This window comes from Shinella sp. G-2, from assembly GCF_050172695.1.
Taxonomy (GTDB): domain Bacteria; phylum Pseudomonadota; class Alphaproteobacteria; order Rhizobiales; family Rhizobiaceae; genus Shinella.
Genome location: NZ_JBBEYH010000003.1, coordinates 240,847 through 267,508 on the forward strand (window position 1 = coordinate 240,847; position 26,662 = coordinate 267,508).

Annotated in this window: 25 protein-coding genes; 16 read left to right on the top strand and 9 right to left on the bottom strand. The window is 63.7% G+C overall.

All coding sequences use genetic code 11. The features are described 5' to 3' along the window. Positions 1 to 73: 73 nt before the first annotated feature. The 8 genes from ybgF (at position 74) to serA (ending at position 11,263) form a co-directional block, all read left to right on the top strand. Positions 74 to 1,081: a tol-pal system protein YbgF gene (gene ybgF, locus V8U06_RS07685; protein ID WP_427140158.1), complete on the top strand. Its 1,008-nt coding sequence runs from the start codon at positions 74 to 76 to the stop codon at positions 1,079 to 1,081. Between the two features lie 20 nt (positions 1,082 to 1,101). Further along, positions 1,102 to 2,379 (top strand): tRNA lysidine(34) synthetase TilS, encoded by a 1,278-nt coding sequence (tilS, locus tag V8U06_RS07690; protein WP_427140159.1) that lies wholly within the window; start codon positions 1,102 to 1,104, stop codon positions 2,377 to 2,379. Positions 2,380 to 2,575: 196 nt separating this feature from the next. Beyond that, the gene (gene ftsH / locus V8U06_RS07695; RefSeq protein WP_427140160.1) at positions 2,576 to 4,498 is read left to right on the top strand and encodes an ATP-dependent zinc metalloprotease FtsH; all 1,923 of its coding nucleotides are present in this window, start codon (positions 2,576 to 2,578) and stop codon (positions 4,496 to 4,498) included. 284 nt (positions 4,499 to 4,782) lie between these two features. Continuing rightward, positions 4,783 to 6,135 carry a phosphoglucosamine mutase gene (glmM, locus tag V8U06_RS07700; protein ID WP_427140161.1) on the top strand — a complete coding sequence of 451 codons (1,353 nt, stop codon included), beginning with the start codon at positions 4,783 to 4,785 and terminating at the stop codon, positions 6,133 to 6,135. Positions 6,136 to 6,377: 242 nt separating this feature from the next. Then, complete coding sequence (locus V8U06_RS07705) at positions 6,378 to 7,211, top strand: outer membrane protein (protein WP_427140162.1); 834 nt, start codon at positions 6,378 to 6,380, stop codon at positions 7,209 to 7,211. 179 nt (positions 7,212 to 7,390) lie between these two features. Next, the gene (locus V8U06_RS07710; protein WP_427140163.1) at positions 7,391 to 8,230 is read left to right on the top strand and encodes an outer membrane protein; all 840 of its coding nucleotides are present in this window, start codon (positions 7,391 to 7,393) and stop codon (positions 8,228 to 8,230) included. Between the two features lie 179 nt (positions 8,231 to 8,409). Further along, positions 8,410 to 9,591 carry a phosphoserine transaminase gene (locus tag V8U06_RS07715; RefSeq protein WP_427140164.1) on the top strand — a complete coding sequence of 394 codons (1,182 nt, stop codon included), beginning with the start codon at positions 8,410 to 8,412 and terminating at the stop codon, positions 9,589 to 9,591. A gap of 76 nt (positions 9,592 to 9,667) precedes the next feature. After that, positions 9,668 to 11,263: a phosphoglycerate dehydrogenase gene (gene serA / locus V8U06_RS07720; protein ID WP_427140165.1), complete on the top strand. Its 1,596-nt coding sequence runs from the start codon at positions 9,668 to 9,670 to the stop codon at positions 11,261 to 11,263. Positions 11,264 to 11,323: 60 nt separating this feature from the next. Here serA and V8U06_RS07725 read toward each other — a convergent pair whose 3' ends face one another. Next, positions 11,324 to 12,217, bottom strand: a complete 894-nt coding sequence (locus V8U06_RS07725; protein WP_427140166.1) for a DMT family transporter — start codon at positions 12,215 to 12,217, stop codon at positions 11,324 to 11,326. 227 nt (positions 12,218 to 12,444) lie between these two features. On the opposite strand from V8U06_RS07725, the gene V8U06_RS07730 reads away from it, so the two are divergent. Together V8U06_RS07730 and V8U06_RS07735 are read left to right on the top strand one after the other, a co-directional pair. After that, positions 12,445 to 13,749 carry an adenylosuccinate synthase gene (locus V8U06_RS07730; protein ID WP_226917978.1) on the top strand — a complete coding sequence of 435 codons (1,305 nt, stop codon included), beginning with the start codon at positions 12,445 to 12,447 and terminating at the stop codon, positions 13,747 to 13,749. A 69-nt stretch (positions 13,750 to 13,818) separates the two neighbouring features. Then, entirely contained in the window at positions 13,819 to 16,047 is a 2,229-nt protein-coding gene (locus V8U06_RS07735) for a hypothetical protein (RefSeq protein WP_427140167.1), read from the top strand. Positions 16,048 to 16,121: 74 nt separating this feature from the next. Here the strand turns inward: V8U06_RS07735 and rpoH are convergent, their stop codons facing one another. Both rpoH and V8U06_RS07745 read right to left on the bottom strand, forming a co-directional pair. Next, complete coding sequence (gene rpoH / locus V8U06_RS07740) at positions 16,122 to 17,027, bottom strand: RNA polymerase sigma factor RpoH (protein ID WP_226917980.1); 906 nt, start codon at positions 17,025 to 17,027, stop codon at positions 16,122 to 16,124. A gap of 240 nt (positions 17,028 to 17,267) precedes the next feature. Next, on the bottom strand, positions 17,268 to 18,311 hold the full coding sequence (locus tag V8U06_RS07745; protein ID WP_226917981.1) for an RluA family pseudouridine synthase: 1,044 nt from the start codon (positions 18,309 to 18,311) through the stop codon (positions 17,268 to 17,270). Positions 18,312 to 18,346: 35 nt separating this feature from the next. On the opposite strand from V8U06_RS07745, the gene V8U06_RS07750 reads away from it, so the two are divergent. Both V8U06_RS07750 and V8U06_RS07755 read left to right on the top strand, forming a co-directional pair. Then, the gene (locus V8U06_RS07750; protein WP_226917982.1) at positions 18,347 to 18,739 is read left to right on the top strand and encodes a hypothetical protein; all 393 of its coding nucleotides are present in this window, start codon (positions 18,347 to 18,349) and stop codon (positions 18,737 to 18,739) included. Between the two features lie 4 nt (positions 18,740 to 18,743). Further along, the gene (locus tag V8U06_RS07755; protein ID WP_427140168.1) at positions 18,744 to 19,574 is read left to right on the top strand and encodes a TrmH family RNA methyltransferase; all 831 of its coding nucleotides are present in this window, start codon (positions 18,744 to 18,746) and stop codon (positions 19,572 to 19,574) included. Between the two features lie 6 nt (positions 19,575 to 19,580). Here the strand turns inward: V8U06_RS07755 and V8U06_RS07760 are convergent, their stop codons facing one another. The 3 genes from V8U06_RS07760 to V8U06_RS07770 all read right to left on the bottom strand — a co-directional run bounded on the left by V8U06_RS07760 (position 19,581) and on the right by V8U06_RS07770 (position 21,855). Beyond that, a complete protein-coding gene (locus tag V8U06_RS07760) occupies positions 19,581 to 19,967 on the bottom strand; it encodes a hypothetical protein (protein ID WP_427140169.1) in 387 nt (128 codons plus the stop codon). A 14-nt stretch (positions 19,968 to 19,981) separates the two neighbouring features. Continuing rightward, entirely contained in the window at positions 19,982 to 21,133 is a 1,152-nt protein-coding gene (locus tag V8U06_RS07765; RefSeq protein WP_427140170.1) for a hypothetical protein, read from the bottom strand. 137 nt (positions 21,134 to 21,270) lie between these two features. Further along, on the bottom strand, positions 21,271 to 21,855 hold the full coding sequence (locus V8U06_RS07770; protein ID WP_226917986.1) for a DUF1134 domain-containing protein: 585 nt from the start codon (positions 21,853 to 21,855) through the stop codon (positions 21,271 to 21,273). A gap of 217 nt (positions 21,856 to 22,072) precedes the next feature. Here V8U06_RS07770 and chpT point away from each other — a divergent pair, with 217 nt between their 5' ends. Further along, positions 22,073 to 22,726, top strand: a complete 654-nt coding sequence (chpT, locus tag V8U06_RS07775; RefSeq protein WP_427140171.1) for a histidine phosphotransferase ChpT — start codon at positions 22,073 to 22,075, stop codon at positions 22,724 to 22,726. 241 nt (positions 22,727 to 22,967) lie between these two features. Continuing rightward, positions 22,968 to 23,330 (top strand): response regulator, encoded by a 363-nt coding sequence (locus V8U06_RS07780; RefSeq protein ID WP_203315997.1) that lies wholly within the window; start codon positions 22,968 to 22,970, stop codon positions 23,328 to 23,330. A 139-nt stretch (positions 23,331 to 23,469) separates the two neighbouring features. Here the strand turns inward: V8U06_RS07780 and ctrA are convergent, their stop codons facing one another. Next, the gene (gene ctrA / locus V8U06_RS07785) at positions 23,470 to 24,168 is read right to left on the bottom strand and encodes a response regulator transcription factor CtrA (RefSeq protein ID WP_203424414.1); all 699 of its coding nucleotides are present in this window, start codon (positions 24,166 to 24,168) and stop codon (positions 23,470 to 23,472) included. A gap of 528 nt (positions 24,169 to 24,696) precedes the next feature. Between ctrA and V8U06_RS07790 the strand changes: the two genes are divergently transcribed. Then, positions 24,697 to 25,047 (top strand): flagellar export protein FliJ, encoded by a 351-nt coding sequence (locus V8U06_RS07790; protein ID WP_160785324.1) that lies wholly within the window; start codon positions 24,697 to 24,699, stop codon positions 25,045 to 25,047. A 108-nt stretch (positions 25,048 to 25,155) separates the two neighbouring features. Here V8U06_RS07790 and V8U06_RS07795 read toward each other — a convergent pair whose 3' ends face one another. Beyond that, positions 25,156 to 25,437 (bottom strand): GNAT family N-acetyltransferase, encoded by a 282-nt coding sequence (locus V8U06_RS07795; protein WP_427140172.1) that lies wholly within the window; start codon positions 25,435 to 25,437, stop codon positions 25,156 to 25,158. 142 nt (positions 25,438 to 25,579) lie between these two features. Between V8U06_RS07795 and V8U06_RS07800 the strand changes: the two genes are divergently transcribed. Beyond that, on the top strand, positions 25,580 to 26,029 hold the full coding sequence (locus V8U06_RS07800) for a paraquat-inducible protein A (RefSeq protein ID WP_427140173.1): 450 nt from the start codon (positions 25,580 to 25,582) through the stop codon (positions 26,027 to 26,029). Positions 26,030 to 26,063: 34 nt separating this feature from the next. On the opposite strand, the gene V8U06_RS07805 is transcribed toward V8U06_RS07800, so the two are convergent. Further along, entirely contained in the window at positions 26,064 to 26,339 is a 276-nt protein-coding gene (locus tag V8U06_RS07805) for a DUF1153 domain-containing protein (RefSeq protein ID WP_023515011.1), read from the bottom strand. Positions 26,340 to 26,662 lie beyond the last annotated feature (323 nt).

Consider the following 26,662-nt stretch of genomic DNA (forward strand, 5'->3'; position numbering starts at 1 on the left):
TGCTTTTTGAGAGCATTTGGAAAACTCTTCGGCGGCGCTTCGGCGCTCACTAGGACCAACAGGACGAAGATAGATGAAGAAACTTGTCGCGGCAGGCGTTCTCAGTCTCGCAGCGGTGGCACTAACGGTCGGGCCGATCAGCGCATCGCCGCTCTCGACGCTGGCGAACGGCTTCCTTCCCGCCAAGAATGCAACGGCCGAGAAGGGCAATGTGGTTCTCGCGCAGGCCATGGACCCCCGGGTCGGGCAGCTTGAAGAGCAGATCCGTACCCTCAATGGCCGTATCGAGGAAATGAGCTACCAGCTCCTGCAGATGCAGGAACAGCTCCGCAAGACCCAGGAAGACAACGAGTATCGCTTCCAGGAGATCGAAGGCGGCAAGGGCGGTGGCAGCGGCAAGAGCGGCGCGCTCGAAAAGCCGGTCAACGGCGGCACGGCCGATCAGCAGATCGCAACGAACAACGGAGTTCCGGCGGGTGATACCGCCGGAACCGACACGCTCGGCACGCCGGGCGATGGCGGCGGCGCGCAGCCACAGGAACTCGGCTCGATCAAGTTCGACGAGAACGGCAACCCGATCGGTGCCGACGCCAATCCCGATCTCAACAACCAGAGCGCCGCGCTCGGCAATGACAATGCGCTGCCCGGCGTCGATGGCGGCCTGCCCCAGGCCTCGCAGTCGTCCACGGCTTCGCTCGACAATCCGGACGATCTCTACCAGGCGGCCTATGGCCATGTGCTTTCGGGCGATTACCAGGTGGCCGAGCGCGAGTTCCGCGACTATCTCGACATCTTCCCGAACAGCGACAAGGCGGCGGACGCCAATTTCTGGCTCGGCGAAGCACAATATTCGCAGGGTAATTTCAACGACGCGGCCAAGACGTTCCTCAATGCGCACCAGACTTTCGCCAAGTCCAAGAAGGCGCCGGAAATGCTGCTGAAGCTCGGCATGTCGCTCGCCGCCCTCGACAACCGCGAAACCGCCTGCGCCACGCTGCGCGAGGTGAACAAGCGTTATCCGAACGCTTCCAAGACCGTGAAGGCCAAGGTGTCTTCCGAACAGAGCCGCCTGTCCTGCTGATTGCGGACGAAGCGAAGGCCGTGGCCCGCGCTGACGACCCCGTCACGGACGCAGCCGGCCGTTTGCTCGACAGTTTCAGACGCCCCGTCACGCTTCTCGTCGCCATTTCCGGCGGCAGCGATTCGACCGGGCTTCTCGTGGCGCTCGCCATGCTCTGCGCCACCGGGCGCTATCCGAACATCAAACTCTGCTCCTGCACGGTCGATCATGACCTGCGCCCCGGCTCTGCCGACGAGGCGTCGGCGGTCGCGAAATTATGCGCCCGCCATGGCGTCCCGCATGTCAGGCGCCGCTGGGAGGGCGCGAAGCCCGCGACCGGCCTTCAGGCCGCCGCCCGCGCCAGACGGTACGACCTTCTCGTGGACGCGGCGAGGGAAACGGGCGCGGACGCGATCCTTTCTGCCCACACCCGGGACGACCAGACCGAGACGGTCGCCATGCGTGCCGCGCGGGCAGGGAAAGGTATCGGGCTCTCCGGAATGGCGGATGCCGTTCTGCTGAACCGCGCCGTCTGGCTCCTCCGGCCGTTCCTTGATGTCGACCGCGCCTCGATCCGCGCTTTCCTCACCCTCAACGGGGAAGGCTGGATCGATGATCCGAGCAACCGCAACCCGCGTTTCGAGCGGGTGCGCGTGCGGGACCGCGGCACTGCGGGATCGTCTCCGTCGGTGGAGAACCGGCTCACGTTCTCGCAACGTGCGGCAGACTTTCTGACCGGCACCGTCGTAACCATGGATGGGACCTGCTTCTCTTTGCCGCTTCCCGCCATCGATACGGCCTTGTCCGAGCCCGCCGCCTGGCGCGGTCTCCTGTTGCTGACGGCCGTCATCGGGGGGCGGGTGCACGTCCTCGAGGCCCGGTCCGCCACGCGCCTTCGCGCCTTTCTAGCCAGCGGCACACTGTCGCGGCTGACAGCCGGTCGGGTGGTGTTCGACCGCCGGCGCGACGCGCTCCATCTCTATCGCGAGTGTCGTGGCATCGTCCCGCTGGTCTTGCCCGCCGGGGAGGCAAGAACATGGGACGGGCGCTACCATGTGACCAGCAAGGCCGGGCAGGCCTTCGTGATTTCCGCTCGGGGGGACGCTGGGGAAGGGCTCCAGGGACCGGTAATGCGGGCGCGCCGTGCCGCGCCCTGCCTGAATTTCGAGGATGGCGCCGCCGTGACGGCGCAGGATGCGACGATCGCGCCGGCAATCGCGCCCTATGCCGATTTCCTGCCGCGTTTCGACCTGCCGTTGGCGCAGGCACTGGCCGATATCGTCGGTGCGGCGCAGTTTGTGTCTCCGCCGAACGAATGAAGGCGCGCGCAAAAGCGTTGTGGTAGGATGAGACAGATGCCGATGGGAAATCCCGTGTTGACCTTCCCGTAGGAGATTGGTCGAGAAATGCCCGCCTGCCATGCGCTTTGCCTTGGCAAGGCCGCAAGGCGACCCTATGTTAGGCGACAAAGAAACGGCCGGGAGCCCCTGGCCGGGAAAGTGCCCGGAACGTTCGATGAATCCCAATTTTCGAAACTTCGCCCTCTGGGCGATTATCGCCCTTCTGCTGATCGCGCTGTTCAGCATGTTCCAGACGAGCCCGGCCCAGACCGGCTCGCGGGAAATTCCCTATTCGCAGTTCCTGAAAGAGGTGGACTCGAGCCGGGTGAAGGAAGTCGTCATTACCGGCGACAAGATCGTCGGCAGCTATGTCGAGAACGGTGCGACCTTCCAGACCTATTCGCCGAATGGCGACAACACGCTCGTCCAGCGCCTTGAGGCGAAGAACGTCGTGGTCAGCGCGCGCCCGGAAACGGATGGTTCCTCCGGCTTCCTCAGCTATATCGGCACGCTTCTGCCCATGCTGCTGATCCTCGGCGTCTGGCTGTTCTTCATGCGTCAGATGCAGGGTGGCTCGCGCGGCGCGATGGGCTTCGGCAAGTCCAAGGCCAAGCTCCTGACCGAAGCGCATGGCCGCGTCACCTTCGCGGACGTCGCCGGCGTGGACGAGGCCAAGCAGGATCTCGAGGAAATCGTCGAATTCCTGCGCGACCCGCAGAAGTTCCAGCGCCTCGGCGGTCGCATTCCGCGCGGCGTGCTGCTCGTCGGCCCGCCCGGCACCGGCAAGACGCTGCTGGCACGCTCCGTCGCCGGCGAAGCGAACGTGCCCTTCTTCACGATTTCCGGCTCGGACTTCGTGGAAATGTTCGTCGGCGTCGGCGCGAGCCGTGTCCGCGACATGTTCGAACAGGCCAAGAAAAACGCGCCCTGCATCATCTTCATCGACGAAATCGACGCCGTCGGCCGTCATCGCGGAGCCGGTCTCGGCGGCGGCAATGACGAGCGCGAGCAGACGCTGAACCAGCTTCTCGTCGAGATGGACGGTTTCGAGGCGAACGAGGGCATCATCCTGATCGCCGCGACCAACCGCCCGGACGTTCTCGACCCCGCGCTGCTGCGTCCCGGCCGCTTCGACCGCCAGGTCGTCGTGCCGAACCCTGATATCGTCGGCCGCGAGCGCATCCTCAAGGTGCACGTGCGCAACGTGCCGCTGGCTCCGAATGTCGACCTCAAGGTTCTTGCCCGTGGTACGCCCGGCTTCTCCGGCGCCGATCTCATGAACCTCGTCAACGAGGCTGCCCTGATGGCGGCGCGTCGCAACAAGCGTCTCGTCACCATGCAGGAGTTCGAGGACGCCAAGGACAAGATCATGATGGGCGCCGAGCGCCGTTCCTCGGCCATGACCGAGGCGGAAAAGAAGCTCACCGCCTATCACGAAGCCGGTCACGCCATCGTCGCGCTCAAGGTGCCCGCCGCCGATCCGCTGCACAAGGCGACGATCATCCCGCGCGGCCGCGCGCTCGGCATGGTCATGCAGCTTCCCGAGGGCGACCGCTACTCGATGAGCTACAAGTGGATGGTCTCGCGCCTTGCCATCATGATGGGTGGCCGCGTTGCCGAAGAGATCACCTTCGGCAAGGACAACATCACCTCGGGCGCATCGTCGGACATCGAGCAGGCGACCAAGCTCGCCCGGGCGATGGTCACGCAATGGGGCTTCTCCGACCAGCTCGGTCAGGTCGCCTATGGCGAGAACCAGCAGGAGGTCTTCCTCGGTCACTCCGTCGCGCAGCAGAAGAACGTTTCCGAAGCGACCGCGCAGAAGATCGACAACGAAATCCGCCGCCTGATCGACGAGGCCTATTCCGAGGCAAAGCGCATCCTCACCGAGCAGAACCACGAATTCGTGGCGCTGGCGGAAGGTCTGCTCGAATACGAAACCCTGACCGGCGACGAGATCAAGGCGCTCATCCGCGGCGAAAAGCCGGCGCGCGATCTCGGCGACGACACGCCGCCGCACCGCGGTTCGGCCGTTCCGAAGGCCGGCCACAAGAAGGGCGGCGAAGCGGAGGGCGGCATGGAGCCGCAGCCGCAGTAACGGGCAGGTCCAGACATGTCAAAACGGCCGGGAAGTTCTTTCCGGCCGTTTTCCTTTGGTAACGGTCTGTAACGAATTCTGATTCCACGCCGGATGTTCTTTGCCGGCTTTTGTGGCAAAGAGGCGCAGAGGCCGCGTGTCTTAAGGTTAAAGTTACGTTGATGGCGTAGCGTATTTCCCCATTCCGTGCCGCGATGTATGGCACTAGGAACGCGGCACATCGAACGCGTATTGCGCTGGGCGCGGCAGAGGATGCCGCCAGGCCCGCGAATTCAGGAGCGAACATGAAACGTCGTTATTTCGGCACGGATGGTATCCGGGGGCAATCCAACACCTTTCCGATGACACCGGACCTTGCCATGCGGGTCGGCATTGCCGTGGGCACGATCTTCCGCCGTGGCGCGCACCGCCACCGGGTGGTGATCGGCAAGGACACGCGTCTGTCCGGCTACATGCTGGAAAACGCCATGGTGGCGGGCTTCACCGCCGCCGGCATCGATGCCTTCGTCCTCGGCCCGATCCCGACGCCTGCCGTCGCCATGCTGACACGCTCGCTGCGTGCCGATATCGGCGTGATGATCTCCGCCTCGCACAACCCATTCTACGACAACGGCATCAAGCTCTTCGGCCCCGATGGCTACAAGCTTTCGGACGAGCTGGAAATGGAAATCGAGGACCTGCTCGAAAAGGACATGATGGCGCAGCTTGCCAAGTCCGCCGAGATCGGCCGGGCCAAGCGCATCGACGGCGTGCACGACCGCTACATCGAGCATGCCAAGCGCACGCTGCCGCGCGACGTCACGCTGCAGGGCCTGCGCATCGCAATCGACTGCGCCAATGGCGCGGCCTATCGTGTGGCGCCTGCCGCGCTCTGGGAGCTGGGCGCCGATGTCGTGACGATCGGTAACGAACCCGACGGTCTCAACATCAATCTCGAATGCGGCTCCACGCATCCCTCGACGCTGCAGCGCAAGGTGCACGAGGTGCGCGCCGATATCGGCATCGCGCTCGATGGCGATGCGGACCGCGTGCAGATCATCGACGAGAACGGCAAGATCATCGACGGCGACCAGCTGATGGCTGTCATTGCCGAAAGCTGGGCGGCCGACGGCATGCTGCGTGGCAACGGCATCGTCGCCACCGTCATGTCCAATCTCGGTCTCGAACGCTTCCTGACCGGCAAGGGCCTCGGCCTCCAGCGGACCAAGGTCGGCGACCGCTATGTCGTCGAACACATGCGCCAGCACGACTACAATGTCGGCGGCGAACAGTCAGGCCATATCGTGCTTTCCGATTTCGGCACGACCGGCGACGGCCTCGTCGCCGCGCTCCAGATCCTTGCCTGCGTCAAGCGCAGCGGCAAGACGGTGAGCGAGGTCTGCAACCGTTTCGAGCCCGTGCCGCAGGTGCTGAAGAACGTGCGCGTGAAGGCCGGCCAGCCGCTGGAAGATGCCACGGTGCGCCAGGCGATCGCCGATGCGGAAAACGAACTTGCCAAGACCGGCCGCCTGCTTATCCGCCCCTCCGGCACGGAGCCGCTGATCCGCGTGATGGCGGAGGGCGACGATCGCGCCCAGGTCGAGCGCATCGTCGATGAACTTGTCGGCGTGATCGGCTCGGTGCGCAACGCGGCCTGAGCGAAAGCATCCTCTCTTCTGAAAGGCCGGGGCATTCGCCCCGGCCTTTTCTTTTGGCCGAAAGTCAAAAACGACGCCTTTATTTGAAAATTTACCCAATTCGTGAACGGCCATTAACAGATACGGTAAATTTTCGTAGTTAATCGGCCCTTAACCTTTCCTCGCCATTATCCATGCCTGATCGAGGGACTTGGGGACCGGCGTGCCGGACATGCCAAGCACAAGCCTATTGGAGTCAGGCCATGAGGAAAGTTTTGAGTGGCGTCGTTGCCGTCCTGCTGACAGGCACGTCGGGTTACGCGGCCGATCTGTATCAGCCGCAGGTCATCGAAGCCCCGGTGCAGGAGGCCATCATCGAGACGAGCGGCTGGTACCTGCGCGGTGACGCGGGCTGGTCCTACAACAAGATGCGCGGCGCGCACTTCTTCCAGGGCTCGAACGCGACGCTTCGCGATTTCGATTCGTCCAGCCTGAAGAGCGGCTTCACCATCGGCGGCGGTGTCGGTTACCAGATCAACGACCATTTCCGTGCCGACGTAACGCTCGACTACATGTTCAAGTCGAAGTTCAACGGCTCGACGACGGGCGGCTGCGGCGTGGCCGTCGCCTGCACCTCGCGCGACGTCGCGTCCCTGAATGCCCTCAGCCTGCTGGCCAACGCCTATGTCGACATCGGCAAATACGGCATCGTGACGCCCTATGTCGGCGCCGGTATCGGTGGCACCTATGTCAATTGGGGCAACCTCGACAACACGTCGTGCGAAACGGGCAACCCCGCCAATTGCGACCCGACGATCACGCACCGCGGCAGGAAGAGCTGGCGCTTTACCTACGCGCTCATGGCCGGCGCTTCGGTCGACGTGACCTGCAACCTGAAGGCCGACCTCGGCTACCGTTTCCGCCACGTCACCAAGGGCGAGATGTTCGGCTACAACCTGAACGGCGGCCCGGGCTACGACAAGGGCTTCTACAGCCACGAAGCGCGCGCGGGTCTGCGCTACTCCTTTGGCGGCTGCGAAACGGCGACCTACATTCCGCCGGCAGAAATCCCGATCGAACAGCCGGTCTACAAGTAAGACCCGTCTGCACCGCATCTTCCAGGGCCGCCCTCCGGGGCGGCCTTTTGCGTTCGGCGCGGCCCTTAACCGTTTCTTCATTCCTTAAGAAATATGGTTAACCAACGGTGTAGGGCGGCGATTTGCGCCCGCACCGGCCACGCAACGCCGGGCCATTCGGGCCGCAGGGGATCGAGACCATGTTCCGCCGTATCGCACCGTTTGGCATTGCCGTTCTCGCCGGCCTCCTTGCAACCGCCGCCGGCGCCAGCGACATCGACATCATCAATGCGCCGGAAATCGACATTTCCCAGAGCGCGGTGGCGCAGGGCTGGTACATCCGCGGCGACCTCGGCTATTCCGGCTGGACGAAGGGCGGCAAGCCTGACTACACGGTCTATGCGCCGGGCGGCGTCATCGCTTCGCAGGAGAGCTTCGACAGCGCGCGTTTCTCCGACGATCTCTCCTACGGCGTCGGGGTCGGCTACCAGTTCAATGACATGATCCGTGCGGACCTGACGACGGATTTCTTCAGCGGCGACCTTCGTGGGGATTCCAACATCGCCGCGCCCTGCAGCGGCGCGGATCCGGCGGGCACGAGCTGCGGCTTCAACCACGACGCCGACTACAGCGCGATCAACGTCATGGCCAACGGTTATGTCGATATCGGCACCTTCGCCGGCTTCACGCCCTATATCGGCGCGGGTGTCGGCGCGACCCGCGTGAGCTGGGGCGATCTCAATTCGCAGCCCTTCTGCGTGGCCGGCGGGGCGGCGTGCTCGGGAACGACCTATGCCGGAGAATCGCTTGCCGGCTACGATAGCTGGCGCTTTACCTATGCCCTGATGGCCGGCGCCACCGTCGACATCACGGAGCGGCTTAAACTCGATGTCGGTTACCGCTATTCCGATACGGCGGGCGGACGGATGTTCCAGTACGGCGCGACGGAGCAGGGCTATGGCGCCGCCGGTGCCAAGGGCCGCGACGAGGGCTTCAAGAAACACGAAATCCGTGTCGGTTTCCGTATTCCGACCTGGTGAACCCGCATTCCGTAAATGAGCGGAACGGCGCGTCGGGCAACCGGCGCGCCGTTTCCGTTGCGCCGGATTATTTTTCGATAGCGACATATTCCCCTTGACTTGAGAACGCCTCTTCCATATTCACGGCGGCGGGACACTCCTCCCCAACGAGGAGCTATCTATCTGGAAGGATAGCGATCATGACGAAAACCGTCACACCGCCGGACGTGCGTCCGAACAATACCCATTTCTCTTCTGGCCCGTGCTCGAAGCGCCCCAACTGGTCGCTCGAAGCGCTTTCCGATGCTCCGCTCGGTCGTTCGCACCGCGCCAAGATCGGCAAGACCAAGCTCAAGCAGGCCATCGATCTCACCCGTGATGTTCTGGAAGTGCCGGCGGATTACCGCATCGGCATCGTACCGGCCTCCGATACCGGCGCCGTCGAAATGGCGCTGTGGTCGCTGCTCGGCCCGCGCGGCGTCGACATGGTCGCCTGGGAAAGCTTCGGTTCGGGCTGGGTTTCGGATGTCGTGAAGGAGCTGAAGCTCCCCGACACGCGCAAGATCACGGCCGATTACGGCCTTCTCCCGGACCTTTCCACGATCGATTTCGACCGTGATGTGGTCTTCACCTGGAACGGCACGACGTCCGGCGTGCGCGTCGCCAATGCCGACTTCATCCCGGCCGACCGCAAGGGTCTCACGATTTGCGACGCGACCTCGGCCGCCTTCGCGCAGAACCTCGATTTCTCCAAGCTCGATGTCGTCACCTTCTCCTGGCAGAAGGTTCTCGGCGGTGAGGGCGCGCACGGCGTCATCATCCTGTCGCCGCGCGCCGTCGAGCGCCTCGAAAGCTACACGCCGGCCTGGCCGATGCCGAAGATCTTCCGCATGACCAAGGGCGGCAAGCTGATCGAAGGTATCTTCCAGGGCGAGACGATCAACACGCCCTCCATGCTCTGCGTCGAAGACTATATCGACGCCCTGCTCTGGGCGCAGCAGGTCGGCGGCCTCAAGGGCCTGATGGCCCGCGCGGATGCCAATGCCAAGGTCATCTTCGATTTCGTCGAGACGAACGACTGGATCGCCAATCTCGCCAGGGACCCGGCGACGCGTTCCAACACCTCGGTCTGCCTGACGATTGCCGACAAGGACGTGCTGGCGCTCGACGCGGACGCACAGGCCGCCTTTGCCAAGGGCCTCGTCTCGCTGCTCGACAAGCAGGGTGTCGCCTATGACATCGGCGCCTATCGCGATGCTCCGTCGGGCCTGCGCATCTGGGCCGGCGCGACCATCGACACGGCCGACCTCGAGGCGCTGATGCCGTGGCTGACCTGGGCCTTCGAAACCCAGAAGGCGACGCTTTCCAAGGCTGCGGCCTGATTTCGCGACCGGCTTCGTCCATCGGGCGAAGCCACCCTTTATCTCATCTCCCTAGACCGATTTAAGGAGGCCTCTCGTGGCACCTCGCGTACTCGTATCCGACGAACTCTCGGAAACCGCCGTCCAGATCTTCCGCGATCGCGGCGTCGAAGTCGATTTCCAGCCGAAGCTCGGCAAGGACAAGGAAAAGCTCGCCGAAATCATCGGCAACTATGACGGTCTCGCCATCCGCTCGGCCACCAAGGCGACGGAAAAGCTGATCGCCGCCGCGACCAACCTCAAGGTCATCGGCCGCGCCGGCATCGGCGTCGACAATGTCGACATCCCGGCCGCCTCGCGCCGCGGCATCATCGTCATGAACACGCCCTTCGGCAACTCGATCACCACGGCCGAGCATGCCATCGCGCTGATGTTCGCCGTTGCCCGCCAGCTTCCGGCGGCCGACAGCTCGACCCAGGCCGGCAAATGGGAAAAGTCGAAGTTCATGGGCGTCGAGATCACCGGCAAGCTGCTCGGCGTCATCGGCGCCGGCAATATCGGCGGCATCGTCTGCAAGAAGGCCATCGGCCTCGGCATGCATGTCATCGCCTACGATCCGTTCCTGTCGGCCGAACGCGCCCAGGAAATGGGCGTCGAGAAGGTGGAGCTGGACGACCTGCTCGCCCGTGCCGATTTCATCACGCTGCATGTTCCGATGACGGACAAGACGCGCGGCATCCTGAACAAGGAGGCGCTGGCCAAGACCAAGAAGGGCGTGCGCATCGTCAACTGCGCCCGTGGCGGTCTGGTCGACGAGGCCGCGCTTGCCGAAGCCATCAAGTCCGGCCATGTCGCCGGCGCCGGTTTCGACGTGTTCGAGGTCGAACCCGCGACGGAGAGCCCGCTCTTCGGCCTGGAGAATGTCGTCTGCACGCCGCATCTCGGCGCATCGACCACGGAAGCGCAGGAAAACGTTGCGCTGCAGGTCGCCGAGCAGATGTCGGACTATCTCGTTAAGGGTGCCGTCTCCAACGCCATCAACATGCCGTCGATCACGGCCGAGGAAGCGCCGATCCTGAAGCCCTTCATCCGTCTTGCTGACGTGCTCGGCGCCTTCGTCGGCCAGGTCACGGAAAGCGCGATCAAGGAAATCGAGATCCTCTACGACGGCGCAACCGCGACGATGAACACCAAGGCGCTGACCAGCGCGGTGCTCGCCGGCCTCATCCGCCCGCAGGTCGCCGACGTCAACATGGTTTCGGCTCCGGTGATGATCAAGGAAAAGGGCGTCATCCTTTCCGAGGTCAAGCGTGACAAGTCGGGCGTCTTCGACGGTTACATCCGCCTGACGGTGAAAACGGAAAATCAGACCCGCTCGATCGCCGGCACGGTGTTCTCGGATGGCAAGCCGCGCTTCATCCAGATCAAGGGCATCAACCTCGATGCCGACGTGGGCAACCACATGGTCTACATCACCAACACCGACGTTCCCGGCATGATCGGCTTCATCGGCACGACGCTCGGTGCGGCCGGCGTGAACATCGCCAACTTCCAGCTCGGTCGCGACAAGCAGGGCGGCGACGCCATCGCGCTGCTCTATGTCGATGCCGCCGTTTCGGAAGACGTGATGAACAAGCTGCGCGCCAATACGGCGATCCGCCAGGTCAAGCCGCTCGTCTTCAACGTCGACTGAGCATCCTTCTCCCAAGACGGAATGGAAAACCCGCCGGAGCGATCCGGCGGGTTTTTCGTTTCAGGCCTTCCTGTCCTTCGGCCGTCCCCATTCGGCAATGGCAATGCCGCCGAGGACGAGGAGGAGGGCAGCGATATGGAAGAGGTGCAGCGTCTCGCCGATCAGGAGAACGGAGAGCAGCGTGCCGAAGACAGGGATGGCGTTGATGAAGAGCCCGGCGCGGTTGGCGCCGATCATCTCGACGCCGCGCACGTAAAGGACCTGCGAAAGCAGCGATGGGAAAATGCCGGCATAGAGCACGATGATCCAGCCTGTCGTATCCGGCAGGATGGCGGCCTCGCGCGACAGTTCCCAGAAGAAGAGCGGAACGGCGCTGAGAAGTGCGCCGAAGGCGGGGGCGGCGATGAAGCTCTGCCAGTGCAGGGTCGGCTTCCAGCGCAGCGAGACCGTATAGGCGGCATAGACGATGCAGGCGATCAGCATCAGCGCATCGCCGAAATTGAACTGAAGCTCCGCCAGTGCCGAGAATTCGCCATGAGCGGCGGTTACCAGAACGCCGACGAGGGTGACCGTGAAGCCGAGAACCTGCGCGAAGGACGCCTGGATGCGGAACAGCACGAAGTTGAAGACGAAGATCAGCATGGGAATGCCGGCCTGCTCGATGACGGCGTTGATGGCGCTGGTATAGCCGAGCGCGGTATAGAGCAGGGCATTGAACGCCGTGAAGCCAAAGGCGCCGTAGAGTAGAAGCTGGAGCCAGTGCTTGCGGATGACCGGCCAGTCGCGCTTCACCTGCGGCGTCATGAGGGCGAGAATGATGAGAAGCGCGACGACCCAACGGAAGGTCGTCAGCACCATGGGGCTGACATGGCCGACGGCGAGCTTGCCTGCGACCGAGTTTCCGCCCCAGAAAAGGGATGTGACCGTCAGGTAGAAATAGGCTCTGCTGTTCAAGGCGGCTTTGTCCGGATGAGGGAAGGGTATGCGCAGGGTGCGCCGGCGGGTGCCACAGATAAGGTGAAAAACCGCGGAATGTCATGCAAAAAGCGGATGGCGGCCGTCATAACAGGGTCGCATTCCCTATGACAACACAGTATAGATGCGCGGGTTTGAACTCAGGCGCACGCGCACGTGTGCGTAAACGGTAACGCGTTTCGCGCGCGAAAACGGGAAAAGATGAAATGACGAACGTCGTGGTGATCGGATCGCAATGGGGTGACGAAGGCAAGGGCAAGATTGTCGACTGGCTTTCCGAACGCGCCGATATCGTGGTGCGCTTCCAGGGCGGCCACAATGCCGGTCATACGCTCGTCATCGACGGCACCAGCTACAAGCTGTCGCTGCTGCCTTCCGGCGTCGTACGTCCCGGCAAGATGGCTGTCATCGGCAATGGCGTCGTGGTCGATCCGCATGCGCTGATCGCCGAAATCGACAAGCTGGCAAAGCAGGGCGTTACGATCTCGCCGGAAAACCTGCGCATCGCCGACAATGCCACGCTCATCCTGTCCCTGCACCGCGAACTCGACGGCATTCGCGAGGACGCCGCCTCGGCGTCGAATTCCGGCGTCAAGATCGGCACGACCCGCCGCGGCATTGGCCCGGCCTATGAGGACAAGGTCGGCCGCCGCGCGATCCGCATCATGGACCTTGCCGATCTCGAAAGCCTCTCGGGCAAGGTCGAGCGCCTGCTGACGCACCACAACGCGCTGCGTCGTGGTCTCGGTGAGGCGGAAGTCACGCATGAGGCGATCATGCAGGAACTGACCTCGGTCGCCGACCGCGTGCTGCCGTACCGCGAAACGATCTGGCTGATGCTCGACAAGGAGCGCCGCCGCGGCGCGCGCATCCTGTTCGAGGGCGCACAGGGCTCGCTGCTCGACATCGACCATGGCACCTATCCCTTCGTGACGTCGTCCAACACGGTCGCCGGCCAGGCTGCTGCCGGTTCCGGCATGGGCCCGGGTTCGCTCGGCTACATCCTCGGCATCACCAAGGCCTATACGACCCGCGTCGGCGAAGGCCCGTTCCCGACGGAACTCACCGACGAGATCGGCCAGTTCCTCGGTGAGAAGGGCCATGAATTCGGCACGGTGACGGGCCGCAAGCGCCGTTGCGGCTGGTTCGACGCTGCGCTGGTGCGCCAGTCGGTCGCCACCAACGGCATCACGGGCATCGCGCTGACCAAGCTCGACGTCCTCGACGGCCTCGACGAGCTGAAGATCTGCGTCGGCTACACGCTGGACGGCCAGGAGATCGACCACCTGCCGGCAAGCCAGGGCCAGCAGGCCCGCGTCGAGCCGATCTACATCACGCTGGAAGGCTGGAAGGAATCGACGGTCGGCGCACGCAGCTGGGCGGATCTGCCGGCCCAGGCGATCAAATATGTCCGTCAGGTCGAGGAACTGATCGGTGCGCCGGTCGCGCTGCTTTCCACCAGCCCGGAGCGCGACGACACCATACTTGTGACGGACCCGTTTGAGGACTAATCTCAAGCTCAACACCAGTTCCGTGTCCTATTCCAATGGGATAGCGCACGGACACGACGGAAAGTTCTGATGGCGGATTTTGTAGCAGTCATTCGGAGGGCCGTGGACGGCCTCTCGGACAACAATGCCGAGATGCGGCAGAAGGTTTACGAGAAGGCCCGCGGCGCCGTCCGCCGGCAGCTCGAATCCATGAATCCGCGCCCTTCCGATGACCTTGTGAAGCGCCAGCTCGACAAGCTCGAGGCGGCGATCATCGACGTCGAGGCTGATCATGCCGAGGCGCTGCCTGCCGACGAACCCGCACCGGAGCCCGTCGAAGAGGTGGTTCTGGTGGAGCCGGCGGCGGCGGAACCCGACGCCGTCGCGGAGCCGGAACCGCAGCTGGCCGAAGTCGAACCGGAACCTGAGCCCGAACCGGTAAGTGAGCCGGAACCGGAGCTGCACGATGAGCCTGTCGTGGAGCATCGTGCCGAAGAGGTGACGGTCGAAGAGGCTGCCAGCGACGAGCCCGAGGCTGACGAGCCGGTGGCGGAGACCGTCGCCGAGCAGGAGCCGGAACCGGTTGTCGAGGACGAACCCGTTCATCACGAAGCCGCTCATCGCGAGCCTGTTGCCGTCGAGGCGCATGTCGAGCCGTCCTGGCAGGTGGAAGCCGAGCCGGCGGATGACTACGTGCCCTCCTGGCAGGAGCCGGAGCAGGACGTCGCCCCGGAAGCGGGCGGCGAGACCTTCGAAGCTGCAGAGCCCGAGCCGCAGGTCTATGCGGTTCACGACGAACACCTGCCCGACGCAGAGCCTGTCGCCGAAGCCCGCATGCCCGCGGCAGAGGCCGAGTGGGAGTGGAACGAGGCGGCTGCCGCCACCATCTCCACCGGCACGGAGCGCCAGTCGGCCGCCGCAGCGGTCGATCCGCTTGCCTGGGAATGGCCCGACGAAAAGTCCGCGCAGCCGGAGGCAACGCCCCGGCAGCCCGCCCAGAAGAGCGATTGGGACGATCTCGACGACCTGATCGGCTTCACGCCCAAGACCGAGCCGGTTGCTTCGGCAACGGCGACGGCCGCCACGACCGGATTTGCCACGGCGACGTCCGCGGCCGCGGCCGAGACGGCGCGCGCGCCGCAGCGCTCGTTCCGGGCGGAGCCGCGCAAGTCGCGCCTCAATCTCGGCGCGCTCGCCGCCACGGTGGCGCTGCTTGCGCTCGTGGGGGGCGCTGGCGCCGGCTACTGGCTCAACCGCGAGACCGTGAACGGCTGGTTCAACGAGAAGATCGCCTCCTTTACCGGTCCGTCGACGGAGAAGCCTGCGGAAACACCGCAAACGACCGATACTGCCGAGGGTGGTCGCAGCCTGCCGTCGAACACCACGCCGTCCAACACGGCCGAGACGAGCGATGCGGGAACCGACAAGCCCGCCACGACCGAGGTCGCCTCCGCGACGCAGAACAGCAGCGGCAAGTTCACGCAGCGCCTCCTGACGGACGGTTCGGAAGTGGACAACGGCCCGGCTCCGGCGCTCGATGGCGGCACCGGCGAAGAAGGCAAGTCCGTCGCGGCGCAGTCCACGGAAACGGCTGGTGTCGCGACTGAAAACGGCGCGGCGACGACCGAAGGCGCGACCGGCGGCCAGACGACCCCGGCCACCGGAACCGACGGCACGGCGCAGACGCCGGCCGGCACGGGCGATGCCACCGCGACCGGCACGCAGACCCCGGCCGCGACCGGCGAACAGGCTGCCGCCATCGGTATCACGCAGAAGATGTTCCTTTACGAGGAGCGCCTTGGCCAAACGGCGCCGACGGCGATCGAAGGTACGGTTGCCTGGTCGAGCGCCGAGGAATCGCCGGGCGGCGATGCCAAGCCGGAACCGGTCGTGCGCGCGCAGGTCAATGTGCCCTCCAAGGGTCTGACCGCGCTGATCACCTTCCGCCGCAACATCGACAAGTCCTTGCCGGCAAGCCATATCGTCGAGCTGGTCTTCTCGCTGCCGGAAAGCTTCGAAGGCGGCGGAATCGAGAGCGTGCAGCGCGTGGCGATGAAGCGCACCGAGCAGGACCGCGGCGACGCGCTGATCGCGGTGCCGGCCAAGATCACCGACGACTTCCACATGATCGCGCTCAACGACTTCCCCGAGGCGATCGCCAAGAACACCGAACTGATGCGGACGCGCAGCTGGATCGATATTCCGATCACCTATCGCAACGGCCGCCGCGCATTGCTGACGCTCGACAAGGGCACGGCCGGCGCGGAAGCCTTCGACAAGGCGCTGAAGGCCTGGGCGACGACCGGCAACAGCCAGTAACGGGCCTCACGGCACAAAGAAAAAAGGCCCGGCAGCGATGCCGGGCCTTCTTCGTTTCGGATATGTCGCGCGGGTTATGCGTCTTCGATGACGCGCACGGCGCGGGCCTGTTCGGCGGCGTATTTCTGGACCGCTTCCTGCACCTTCTCGAAGGCGCGGACCTCGATCTGGCGAACGCGCTCACGGCTGATGTCGAACTCGGAAGAGAGTTCTTCCAGCGTGACCGGATCTTCGGCGAGGCGGCGGGCCTCGAAGATGCGGCGTTCGCGCTCGTTGAGCACGCCCATGGCGCGAGCCAGCATGGCACGACGCGTGTCCAGCTCGTCCTGCTCGATCAGCGTCTGTTCCTGGCTGTCGTGGTCATCGACAAGCCAGTCCTGCCACTGGCCGCTGTCGCCTTCGGACGCCTTGATCGGCGCATTGAGCGAAGCGTCGCCGGAAAGGCGGCGGTTCATCGAGACGACTTCGTCCTCGGAGACCTTGAGCTTGGTGGCGATCTCCTTGACCTGGTCGGGGCGCAGATCACCGTCCTCGATGGCCTGGATCTTGCCCTTCATGCGGCGCAGGTTGAAGAACAGGCGCTTCTGGTTGGCGGTCGTGCCCATCTTCACCAGCGACCAGGACCGCAGGATATATTCCTGGATCGAGGCCTTGATCCACCACATGGCATAGGTCGCAAGGCGGAAACCGCGCTCCGGGTCGAACTTCTTGACAGCCTGCATCAGGCCGACATTGCCCTCGGAGACGACTTCGCCGATCGGCAGGCCGTAGCCGCGATAGCCCATGGCAATCTTCGCCACGAGGCGCAGATGGCTCGTGACGAGCTGATGGGCGGCGGTGCGGTCGCCGTGCTCCTGGTAACGCTTGGCGAGCATGTATTCCTGCTGCGGCTCAAGCATTGGAAATTTGCGGATTTCGTCGAGATAGCGGTTGAGACCACCTTCTCCAGCCGTGATCGACGGCAGCGTATTGCGGGCCATTCAGCACCCCTTTCTGAGTAGGCTTCCATTCCGGCAAGCCTTGGTACGGAGCCTGATCCTGTGAAACCGGATCCCCGTTAGCGACCATGCTCCCCGTGGGTCATGGCGACCCCACTGATCCTACAGATAGGTATGGCGAAACAATGATTCAAGGCGCCGCTGGCTTCACGGCTGCGTGAAGGCGGGGTGAGAAGAGAGGTTTTGCGACACGGGACTAAGATGGGGCGGAACGCCGGAAAATCAAGGGTCCGAGGGTTCGTCCATGGTTCTGAGCGCCGCGATCAGCCGCTCGAGATCGGCCGGCGGCGGCGCCTCGAAATGCATCGTCTCGCCGGTCGAGGGATGCTCGAACTGCAGCAGGAAGGCATGCAGCGCCTGCCGGCGGAAACCGTTCACCACCTTCTTCGCCTCGTCGGGCAGGCGGTTCGCCTTGGTCTTGAAGGCCGCGCCATATTCGGGGTCGCCGATCAGGGGATGGCCGATATGGGCCATGTGCACGCGGATCTGGTGCGTGCGACCGGTCTCCAGATGGCATTCGACCAGCGAGGCGAGGCTCGTGCCGTCCTCGGTCTCGCCGTAGCGCTCGACCACTTCGTAGTGGGTGATCGCCTCGCGGGCGTCATCCGCGTCCTCGCGCTTGACCGCGCGCTTGGTGCGGTCGGCGCCGCGGCCGAGCGGGGCGTCGATCGTGCCCTTGATCTGGCGCGGGCGGCCCCAGACGATGGCCTGATAGGCGCGTTCCAGCGGGCCGGTGCGGCCGTGGTCGGCGAACTGGTCGGAGAGATGGCGGTGGGCAAGGTCGTTCTTGGCCACGACCATGACGCCGCTCGTTTCCTTGTCGAGCCGGTGCACGATGCCGGGCCGGCGGACGCCGCCGATGCCGGAGAGGCTGTCGCCGCAATGATAGATGAGGGCATTGACGAGCGTGCCCGTCCAGTTGCCGACGGCAGGGTGCACGACGAGGCCGGCGGGCTTGACCAGCACGATGACGTCGTCGTCTTCGTAGAGCACGTCGAGCGGAATGTTCTCGCCCTTCGGCTCGGGGTCGCGCGGGGCGGGCATGGTGAATTCGATGACGTCGCCGGGATGCACCTTGCGCTTCGGCTCGGTCATGACCGTGCCGTTGACGATGGCCGCGCCTTCCTCGATCAGCGCCTTGATACGGCTGCGCGAGTAGTCGCCGGCGAGCGTGGCGGCGAGCCAGGCGTCGATGCGTCCTTCGGCGTCTTCCGGCGCCGTCAGGACTTTTCTTGTGGCCTCGGCTTCTTTAAAGGGGTCGGTCATCGTTCAATTCTACTCATTGCCGGAAGGGCGCTGCCATGTCCAACATCGAAACCGACGATCAGGAAGACAAGCCGCTCGACCCCGTGATGGAAAATGTCCGTCGCAAGATGATGCGCCTGCAACTCGTGTCGGGCGGCATCATGCTTTTGATGTTCATGGCGGTGCTCGCGGCCATTGTCTATAAGATCAACACGCGCGATGGCAAGCCGGAAGCTGCCGTTTCCGCGGGCGGCGCGCTCACCGTGCCGAGCGATGCGCCGGTCAGGGCGACCGCCGCGCTGCCGGATGGCTTCGCCGTGTCGGCCGTATCGCAGGCGGGCGGCCAGATCCTGTTCTATGGCGTGATGGCCGACGGCGCGCGCAAGGCCTTCCTCTTCGACATCGCGGCCGGCCGTACCGTCGCCGAGATCGATGTGACGGGCAAGTGACCCCATGGCGGGGGAACCGATCCGCATCGACGATCCCGCCGATCCGCGCATTGCCGGCTTCGTCTCGATCCGCGAGCGCGACCTGACGGGCCGCGACGGCCTGTTCATTGCCGAGGGCACGGTGGTGCTGCGCATGCTCGGCCAGGAGGCGGCGCGCGAGAACGGGTTTGCCGCGGAGGCGATCCTGCTTCTCGAAAACCGTCTCGCCGGCATTGCCGAGGTGCTGGACGCCTTTCCGGCAACGGTGCCGGTCTATGTCGCTTCGCAGGCGATCTTCGACGCGATCGCCGGTTTCAACATGCATCGCGGCGTGCTGGCACTCGGCCGCAAGCCGGTGGCGCATGTCGGGGCAGGGCTGCTTGCTCGCCTGCCGGAAACCAGCCTTGTTCTCGTCGGCTGCGGCCTTTCCAACCACGACAATGTCGGCTCGATCTTTCGCAACGCCGCCGCCTTCGGCGTCGACGGCGTGTTCCTCGACGAAACCTCCTGCGACCCGCTCTACCGGAAGGCCATCCGCGTCTCGGTCGGCTCCGTGCTGAGCGTGCCGTTCTCCCGCGGCCTTGCTGCCGAAGCGCTGCTGCGCGAACTGGCCGAGGCGGGATTCGAGATCTGGGGGCTTTCGCCGCGTGGCGGAGTGCCGGTCGCGGCCATTCCGATGGCGCGACGCGTCGCGCTCGTGCTCGGCACGGAGGGGGACGGGTTGCCGGATACCATTCTGTCGGCCTTCCGCACGGCGCGGATTCCGCAGCAGCCCGGCCTCGACAGTCTCAACGTGGCGACGGCGAGCGGCATCGCCCTCTACGAGATCGCGCTCGGCATGGGCCGCATCGCCTGACGCTCATCAGCAGCGCACGCCGTCCCACACTTCGTTCGGCGTTCCGGTCTGGTCCTGCCATGTGCCGGTAAAGCCGCTGTAGTCGGGCTTGAAGGTGATGGAGAGCTTGCCGCTGCCGTATTTGTCCTGCCAGTCGAGCGTGTGCGCGAGGCCTGTCACGGGCGCGGCTTCGGCCAGGGTTCCCGGCGTCATGCCGCCGTAATCGGCAAAGCGATAGGCGCCGGACAGCCGGCCGTCGCTTTCGACCGTGATGTCGGTCTCGACCTGGACAAGCGCGCCGCTGCTCCACAGGCGGCCGCAATATTGGCCGGCAAGGGTTGCTTCCTGTTTGGGAGAGGGTGCGTTCGCGCCGCTGAGGCCGAGCACCAGGGCGAGGATCGCTGCCTTCATCATGCGCTCCGTTCCGGTCAGGCCTCGTCGCGGCGAATTTGCTGGCGCACCCGCTGGGCGAGGCTGCGCTCTTCGCCCTCGAGCGCGGGATCTATCGCGGCGATAAGTTCGTGTACGGGTGAGGCCGCGCCTTCCCGGGCGGCGGTCAGCACGATCATCTTGCTCGCGAGGTCGGCCATTTCTTCCCGTAGAGCGGCGTCGTTGCTACCCGCCTTGGCGGCCAGCAGCCGCTCCGTCAGCGCCGTGCCCTGGTTGTGCACATCCTCTTCCAGCGCGGCGATATCGATGGGCGGCGTGGGCTGGGTCTTTTCCGTGCGACGGGCCGGGAGCCGGCTTGCCGCAATCGTGTGGGCAAGCCCCGTGGTGCGCACCGCCTTTGCCGCTTCCTTGTTCTCCGCCGTCAACGTCTTCACCTTTTCGCGCAGCCGGCCGATTTCCGCCAGGCGCCGTTCAATTGCATTGTCCTTGTCCGCGCTGGTGGAAAGCTCCCGCGTCAGCTTCGCCTCGAGCTGGCGCACGCGGCCCTCCTCGCGCGACAGGCGCATTTCCAGCGCCTTGGCCTTGTCGCTGGTGGTCTTCAGGTCCTCGCGCAGCTTGTCGCGCTCATCCTTCAGGCCGCCGATGCGGCTTTTCAGGTTCTCGGCCGTCGTTTCATGGGTGGCGAGGTCGATCTTCATGGTGTCGATGTCGGCGCGCAGATGGCCGATGCTGCCGTTCAGCCTGTCGATTTCGGCTGCTCTGGCGCGAACCTCGCGGTCGGCGGTCGCCAGCGCCGTCTTCAACTGCTCGCCCTTCATCTCCTCGCGCCGCAACGCGGAGCGCATGTCGCCGGCTTCGATGTTCATGTCGGCGATCTGGGCGTGCAGTTCGGCATTCTCCGTGCCGATGGCCGTGGCCTCGGCGAGCAGTTTCTCGTTCTTCACCATTTCCAGCGTGTGTTTTTCCCGCTCGCGCCGCACGTTCTGCGAAAGGCGGGCGTTTTCGGCGGCATAGGCCGCGCGCGCCATGTCCTTCTGCGCTCGTACTTCCTGTGGGCTCAGCGGCATCGTGGCCCGCATGCGGGCTTCCGTGAACTTGACGATGCGCTTCTGGACCGCCGGCGCGACGAGAAGGCCGGTCAGCGTGGCGGCGAGGAAGCCGAGCGCGAAGAGAAGGGCATACTCGATCACGGGTCAACTCGTTCCAAACATGGCCCCAAACGGGTCTCGAACGAGCGCACTATAGCGGCTCGTTCGAACTTGCCCAGAGGGAAATAAACTCTCGGTTAACCTGACGGGCGAGCCGCCCGGTTCATTCACCGGGATGCTCAGAAGGGATTCCAGGTCGGCTGGCGTGTCATCTTGAGGTAGCCGGCATTGATGCCGAGGCGGGCGCCGACGCCGGTGCGGATCGGCACGAGCACGATGTCCCTGTTGACATTCACCTGCATACCGAGGCCGGCAATGACATAGGCCGAGCCGGAGACGCCGCCGAAACGGTCGAAGAGCGCGTTGACGTCGGGCAGGTTGTAGACGAGCATCATGGTGCGGCTGCCCTGGCCGCCCCAGTCGAGGCCGAGCGAGGGGCCTTGCCAGAAGACCGAGTGCTGGCCGGCATTCTTGGTGTTGAGCGTGCCTTCGCCATAGGTCAGACCCGCGACGAAGGCGCCGGAGCCCTCCTGGCCGAGAATATAGCCGTTCGGCAGGCCGTGGGATTCAAAGGCGCGTTCGACCAGCTTGGCAAGACCGCCGGAGGTTTCGCCGAAGAAATTGTGACCGGCGTCGACGATCTCCTGCATGGAGTACTGGCCGCTGTTCTGCTGAGCCTTTGCGGGCAAAGCCAGGATGAAAAGGGCGGCGAACAGCGCCGCCGCGATCCTGAATGCCGCCGTGACCGGATGTGAAATAGCCATGTCCGTTCGCTTCCTCGTATTCGGCCCCGTTCCTTGCAGCAATTTGCCCCGATGATCTTAACAATCGGTTTACCAAATGTGGTGTCATTATGGCTGTCTTCAAATCGAGCACGCCTCGCGCAATTCCGGCGTGCTATGCGTCGCGCGGAATGTCCCCGCGTGTGCCCTTCACCAAGGCATCCCGCGATGAACCAATGCGTGGATCTGGGAGAAATACATGGCGAAAAATCCGAACCTGACGCTGACCGGTCCCGATCTGGCAGCGCTTCTGTGCAGCCGCGTCTGCCATGACGTCATCTCGCCCGTCGGGGCGATCAACAATGGCCTGGAACTGCTTGACGAGGGCGGTGCCGATGCAGAGGCGATGGACCTCATCCGCACGAGCGCGCTCAACGCTTCCGTCCGGCTGAAATTCGCGCGGCTTGCCTTCGGCGCCTCCGGTTCGGTCGGCGCGTCGATCGATACGGGCGAGGCCGAAAAGGCCGCACGCGATTTCGCCGCCGCCGAAAAGAAGACGGAGATCACTTGGACGGGACCACGCGCCATCGTCGCGAAGAACCGGGTCAAGCTCCTGCTCAACCTTTTCCTCATCGCCTATGGCGCCATTCCGCGCGGCGGTTCGATCGAGGTGACGCTGGACAATCCGGAATTCGATGCGGTCTTCAAGCTGGCCGTAAAGGGCCGCATGCTGCGCGTGCCGCCGAAGTTCACGGAGATCCTTACCGGCACGCCAGAAGAGGCGGTCGACGCCCATTCCATTCAGCCCTACTACACGGTCCTGCTCGCCGAAGAGGCGGGTATGGTGCTCGACGTGGCAGCGAGCCCGGAAGAGATCGTCTTCTCGGCCCGTATGGCCGCGGCAGAGGAATAAGTCTCGACGGCCCTGCAACGGGAAGGGCCTGCTTCAGGATTGCTCTGAAACGTCAGGCGAACGGCATGCGTTCGCCTGACGTCGTTTTGGAGGAGAGGCGACGGCCGTCTTCCCCGTGCAGTGCTTCGGGCGCAAACCTTGGCGCGTTAACCATCCACGCTAACCCTTTGTTTGCCAGACATCGGTAGAGTCGCCCTCTGTATCGTTCCCGCTCTGCGAGCGGGAGACCTAGGAGCAGCGCATGCAACGGTTGATGATCGCCGACGGTTCCGATGTCGTCCGGAAGGTCGGCAAGCGTATTCTTTCCGGTTTCGACTTTCTCGTCCTGGAAGCGTCGAGTTCGCTCGAAGCGCTCGTGCGCTGCGAGGCGGAGCTGCCCAATATCCTCATCGTCGATTCCACCATGGACGGCGCGCTCGAGCTGATCGGCAATATCCGCAACCTGCCGCAGGGCAAGTCGGTGCGCATCTACTATTGCGTGGTCGAGGCGGACCTGAAGAAGATGATGATGGGCAAGCGTGCCGGCGCGGACGACTTCCTGCTGAAGCCGTTCGACCGCAAGATCCTGACCCAGGTCTTCGGCAATCTCTCGATCGCCGCCTGATCCGTTTTCCTTCTTCTCTTACGACCATTCCATGCGGCCGCTCGCAGGAGCCGGCCGCATTTTCGTTTGGGCATCTGCCGGGCAAAAGAAAACCCGCCGGCAAGCGGCGGGTCGGATGTCTCGAGCGGGGAGGGGCGTATCAGGCGCTTTCGAGATAGTCGCCATCGGGCTCGCGCAGCACGTAGCCGCGGCCCCAGACCGTCTCGATGTAGTTCGCGCCGCCGGCGGCATTTGCCAGCTTCTTGCGCAGCTTGCAGATGAAGACGTCGATGATCTTCAGTTCCGGCTCGTCCATGCCGCCATAGAGGTGGTTCAGGAACATTTCCTTGGTGAGCGTGGTGCCCTTGCGCAGCGAGAGCAGCTCGAGCATCTGGTATTCCTTGCCCGTCAGGTGCACGCGCTGGCCGCCGACTTCGACGGTCTTGGCGTCGAGGTTGACGATGAGCTCGCCCGTGGCGATGACCGACTGGGCATGGCCCTTGGAGCGGCGCACGATGGCGTGGATGCGGGCGACGAGCTCGTCCTTGTGGAACGGCTTCGTCATGTAGTCGTCGGCGCCGAAGCCGAGGCCGCGCACCTTGTCCTCGATGCCGGCCATGCCGGAGAGGATGAGGATCGGCGTCTTGACCTTGGACAGGCGCAGCGTGCGAAGAACCTCGTAACCCGACATGTCGGGGAGGTTGAGATCGAGCAGAATGATGTCGTAATCGTACAACTTGCCCAGATCGACACCTTCCTCGCCGAGGTCGGTGGTATACACATTAAAGCTTTCGGACTTCAGCATCAGCTCGATGCTCTGCGCTGTCGCGCTATCGTCCTCAATGAGTAGAACCCGCATATCTGTCCCCTTTTCCGCCGCTCAAGGTGCCTGGCCCCCTACGCGATACGGATCCAGTCGTTGCCTGATTTGGAGGCTGCCACGAAATGGTTAACAAATCCTGATTCACTTTGGCAAGGTGTATCGATCTGTTAATTATTTTGGGCAGACTCCTGATTTCATGAGTGAATCGGAAATGTGTCTCTTAAGCTTTATTATTAAGAAACATTGCTAACCGACTCTTTCGACTCATCAATGCGACCACCTCGTTTTTTGTGAACCGCATTTACTGAGCCTTAAATCATCGCACCTATGATTAACGATGCCCGTAAACGAAAGGTTACCAGCGGTAGGGTTTCATTAATTCTCGCTAGGTTTTTTTTAACGCCCGGTCGTGTTTTTCCGGGTTTCGGGTGGAAATGCCGTTCCGGCACGCGGTGAAACGTCGCGTTTCGGAACTGATTTGGAATGCCGGGGAAGCGTTCGCCATCGTGTTCGGCGGCCGTTTGCCTTTATGCCGGGGTCTCGCTATCCACGGGAGTATTGCGTATGAAGTCGCGTGAGAGCCTAGTTCGCCTGAAGGAATTTCAGGTGAAAGACAAAAGACGGCAGCTGGCCCAGCTTCAGCTGATGATGTCCGAATTCGAACGGATGTCGAAGGAGCTGGAGAGTCAGATCGCCATCGAGGAGAAGAAGTCGGGGATCACCGATCCCAGTCACTTCGCCTATCCCACCTTCGCAAAGGCGGCGCGGCAGCGCTCCGACAACCTGCAGGTCTCCATCCGGGAACTGAAGGTGCAGCAGGATGCGGCCGAGCTGGCGCTGGAAGAGGCGGAGGCGGAATTCGCCAAGGCGTCTGCGCTGGAAGAGCGCGACAACGCCGTGCGGATGCGCGCCTGATCCAGTCCGGTTTTGAAGAACCCTCGCGAGCGGCCGGAAGACCGCTCACGAGGGCTCTTCGCGTTGCGTTCATGCTGGCATGGCCGGTATCGGCCGGATGGTCGATGCCTAGAGATTGACCACGTCGAGCCATTCCTTGTGGCGCATCGCCTGTGCCCGGAAGAAGGGGCAGAGCGGCATGATCTTCCAGCCGCCCTTGCGGGCCTCTTCGACGACATGGGCCGCCAGGGCCTGGCCGACACCCTTGCCGCGCAAGGCGTCCGGAACGCCGGTATGGTCGACGATGATGAGGTGCGGGGAGGCGCGGGAATAGGTCATCTCCGCGTCGTGTCCTTCGACGATGGCATGGTAGCGGCCCTTCGAGCCGGTATCTTCGTGCAGGATGTCCATGGTGCTGCTCCTTGCTGCCCTTGCGTTGGAGCCATCCTTTCCTGTCCGGTCGCGTCCCGCAAGCCGTGCGTCTGTGAACGGTCCGTGCTGTATTGGAATGCGGCAGATGGTATGGGATGGCATCGAAACGCTGCCGTGACCCATGATCCTTGTCGTTCCCGCCCTTCTCGTCCTTTCCGCGTTGTGCCTCGCCTTCGGCCTGGTGCTGCCGCTCGTGCGCTTTGAAAAGCTCTATTTCTTTAACGAGACGCCGTCGCTGATCGACATCGTCGTTTCGCTCTGGGGGCAGGGGAGTGCTGGGCTGGCCGCGCTGGTCGGCCTCTTTTCCATTGTCTTTCCCGTCGTAAAACTTTTCGGCATCGCGCTGGAGGCAACGGCGCCGGCCGCACCGGAGGGCAAGGCAAGCGTTCTCGCCCGGCTGCTGCCGGTGCTCGGAAAATGGTCGATGATGGATGTGATGCTGGTGGCGCTGGTCATCGTCGCGGCAAAGACCAGCGGCATGGCCTCGGCCTTCACGCAGCCGGGCCTGTGGTTCTATGCCGCCTCCGCGATCATGACGGGGCTTCTACAAATGAAGTTGCGGCCGCATTGAGCGGCCGCACGGTCTTGATCGAAAAGGGGGTAGGCTAGTGGCGGTACTGCTGGATGCGCGTGGTGCGCAGACCGGCCAGGCCGTGATCGTTGATGGAGGACTGCCAGGAGAGGAATTCTTCGACCGTCAGCGTATAGCGTTCGCAGGCTTCTTCGAGACTCAGGAGACCACCGCGGACGGCGGCGACGACTTCTGCCTTCCGGCGAATCACCCAGCGCCGCGTGTTGGCCGGCGGCAGATCGGCGATCGTCAGGGGGCTGCCATCGGGGCCGATGACGTATTTAACGCGGGGTCGTATCAGATCGGTCATTGGACTCTCTACATAAACTCAAGACCATATGGCGGAACTGTAGCCCGCCACATTTAAGATTTGCCTAAGCGGGTAGTAACAATTTTCTAATCTTTTGAGCGGCTTCGCCGAAGCGGTCAGCATGCGCCAAGTCCCTGCCTTCCCTTACGTTTGGCGGCCCTGGTGCGCGTTGCGGATGCATGGGAGCCATGCAAATATTTCATTTCCAATTTATTCAAATACTGCTAATACGCGCCAAAATTTGGAGGCGGCATCGGGTCGATGCCACCGGAAGCCTCCAGGCTGCATCCATAAGAATTTCTTCCGCAAGCTGTTCCCGACAG

What these genes read in the sequence shown, in the direction of transcription:
- ybgF (WP_427140158.1), top strand. Translation starts at nt 74, where the DNA reads ATGAAGAAACTTGTCGCGGCAGGCGTTCTCAGTCTCGCAGCGGTGGCA.
- ftsH (WP_427140160.1), top strand. Translation starts at nt 2,576, where the DNA reads ATGAATCCCAATTTTCGAAACTTCGCCCTCTGGGCGATTATCGCCCTT.
- glmM (WP_427140161.1), top strand. Translation starts at nt 4,783, where the DNA reads ATGAAACGTCGTTATTTCGGCACGGATGGTATCCGGGGGCAATCCAAC.
- V8U06_RS07705 (WP_427140162.1), top strand. Translation starts at nt 6,378, where the DNA reads ATGAGGAAAGTTTTGAGTGGCGTCGTTGCCGTCCTGCTGACAGGCACG.
- V8U06_RS07710 (WP_427140163.1), top strand. Translation starts at nt 7,391, where the DNA reads ATGTTCCGCCGTATCGCACCGTTTGGCATTGCCGTTCTCGCCGGCCTC.
- V8U06_RS07715 (WP_427140164.1), top strand. Translation starts at nt 8,410, where the DNA reads ATGACGAAAACCGTCACACCGCCGGACGTGCGTCCGAACAATACCCAT.
- V8U06_RS07730 (WP_226917978.1), top strand. Translation starts at nt 12,445, where the DNA reads ATGACGAACGTCGTGGTGATCGGATCGCAATGGGGTGACGAAGGCAAG.
- V8U06_RS07735 (WP_427140167.1), top strand. Translation starts at nt 13,819, where the DNA reads ATGGCGGATTTTGTAGCAGTCATTCGGAGGGCCGTGGACGGCCTCTCG.
- rpoH (WP_226917980.1), bottom strand. Translation starts at nt 17,027, where the DNA reads ATGGCCCGCAATACGCTGCCGTCGATCACGGCTGGAGAAGGTGGTCTC.
- V8U06_RS07745 (WP_226917981.1), bottom strand. Translation starts at nt 18,311, where the DNA reads ATGACCGACCCCTTTAAAGAAGCCGAGGCCACAAGAAAAGTCCTGACG.
- V8U06_RS07750 (WP_226917982.1), top strand. Translation starts at nt 18,347, where the DNA reads ATGTCCAACATCGAAACCGACGATCAGGAAGACAAGCCGCTCGACCCC.
- V8U06_RS07755 (WP_427140168.1), top strand. Translation starts at nt 18,744, where the DNA reads ATGGCGGGGGAACCGATCCGCATCGACGATCCCGCCGATCCGCGCATT.
- V8U06_RS07760 (WP_427140169.1), bottom strand. Translation starts at nt 19,967, where the DNA reads ATGATGAAGGCAGCGATCCTCGCCCTGGTGCTCGGCCTCAGCGGCGCG.
- V8U06_RS07770 (WP_226917986.1), bottom strand. Translation starts at nt 21,855, where the DNA reads ATGGCTATTTCACATCCGGTCACGGCGGCATTCAGGATCGCGGCGGCG.
- chpT (WP_427140171.1), top strand. Translation starts at nt 22,073, where the DNA reads ATGGCGAAAAATCCGAACCTGACGCTGACCGGTCCCGATCTGGCAGCG.
- V8U06_RS07780 (WP_203315997.1), top strand. Translation starts at nt 22,968, where the DNA reads ATGCAACGGTTGATGATCGCCGACGGTTCCGATGTCGTCCGGAAGGTC.
- ctrA (WP_203424414.1), bottom strand. Translation starts at nt 24,168, where the DNA reads ATGCGGGTTCTACTCATTGAGGACGATAGCGCGACAGCGCAGAGCATC.
- V8U06_RS07790 (WP_160785324.1), top strand. Translation starts at nt 24,697, where the DNA reads ATGAAGTCGCGTGAGAGCCTAGTTCGCCTGAAGGAATTTCAGGTGAAA.
- V8U06_RS07795 (WP_427140172.1), bottom strand. Translation starts at nt 25,437, where the DNA reads ATGGACATCCTGCACGAAGATACCGGCTCGAAGGGCCGCTACCATGCC.
- V8U06_RS07800 (WP_427140173.1), top strand. Translation starts at nt 25,580, where the DNA reads ATGATCCTTGTCGTTCCCGCCCTTCTCGTCCTTTCCGCGTTGTGCCTC.
- V8U06_RS07805 (WP_023515011.1), bottom strand. Translation starts at nt 26,339, where the DNA reads ATGACCGATCTGATACGACCCCGCGTTAAATACGTCATCGGCCCCGAT.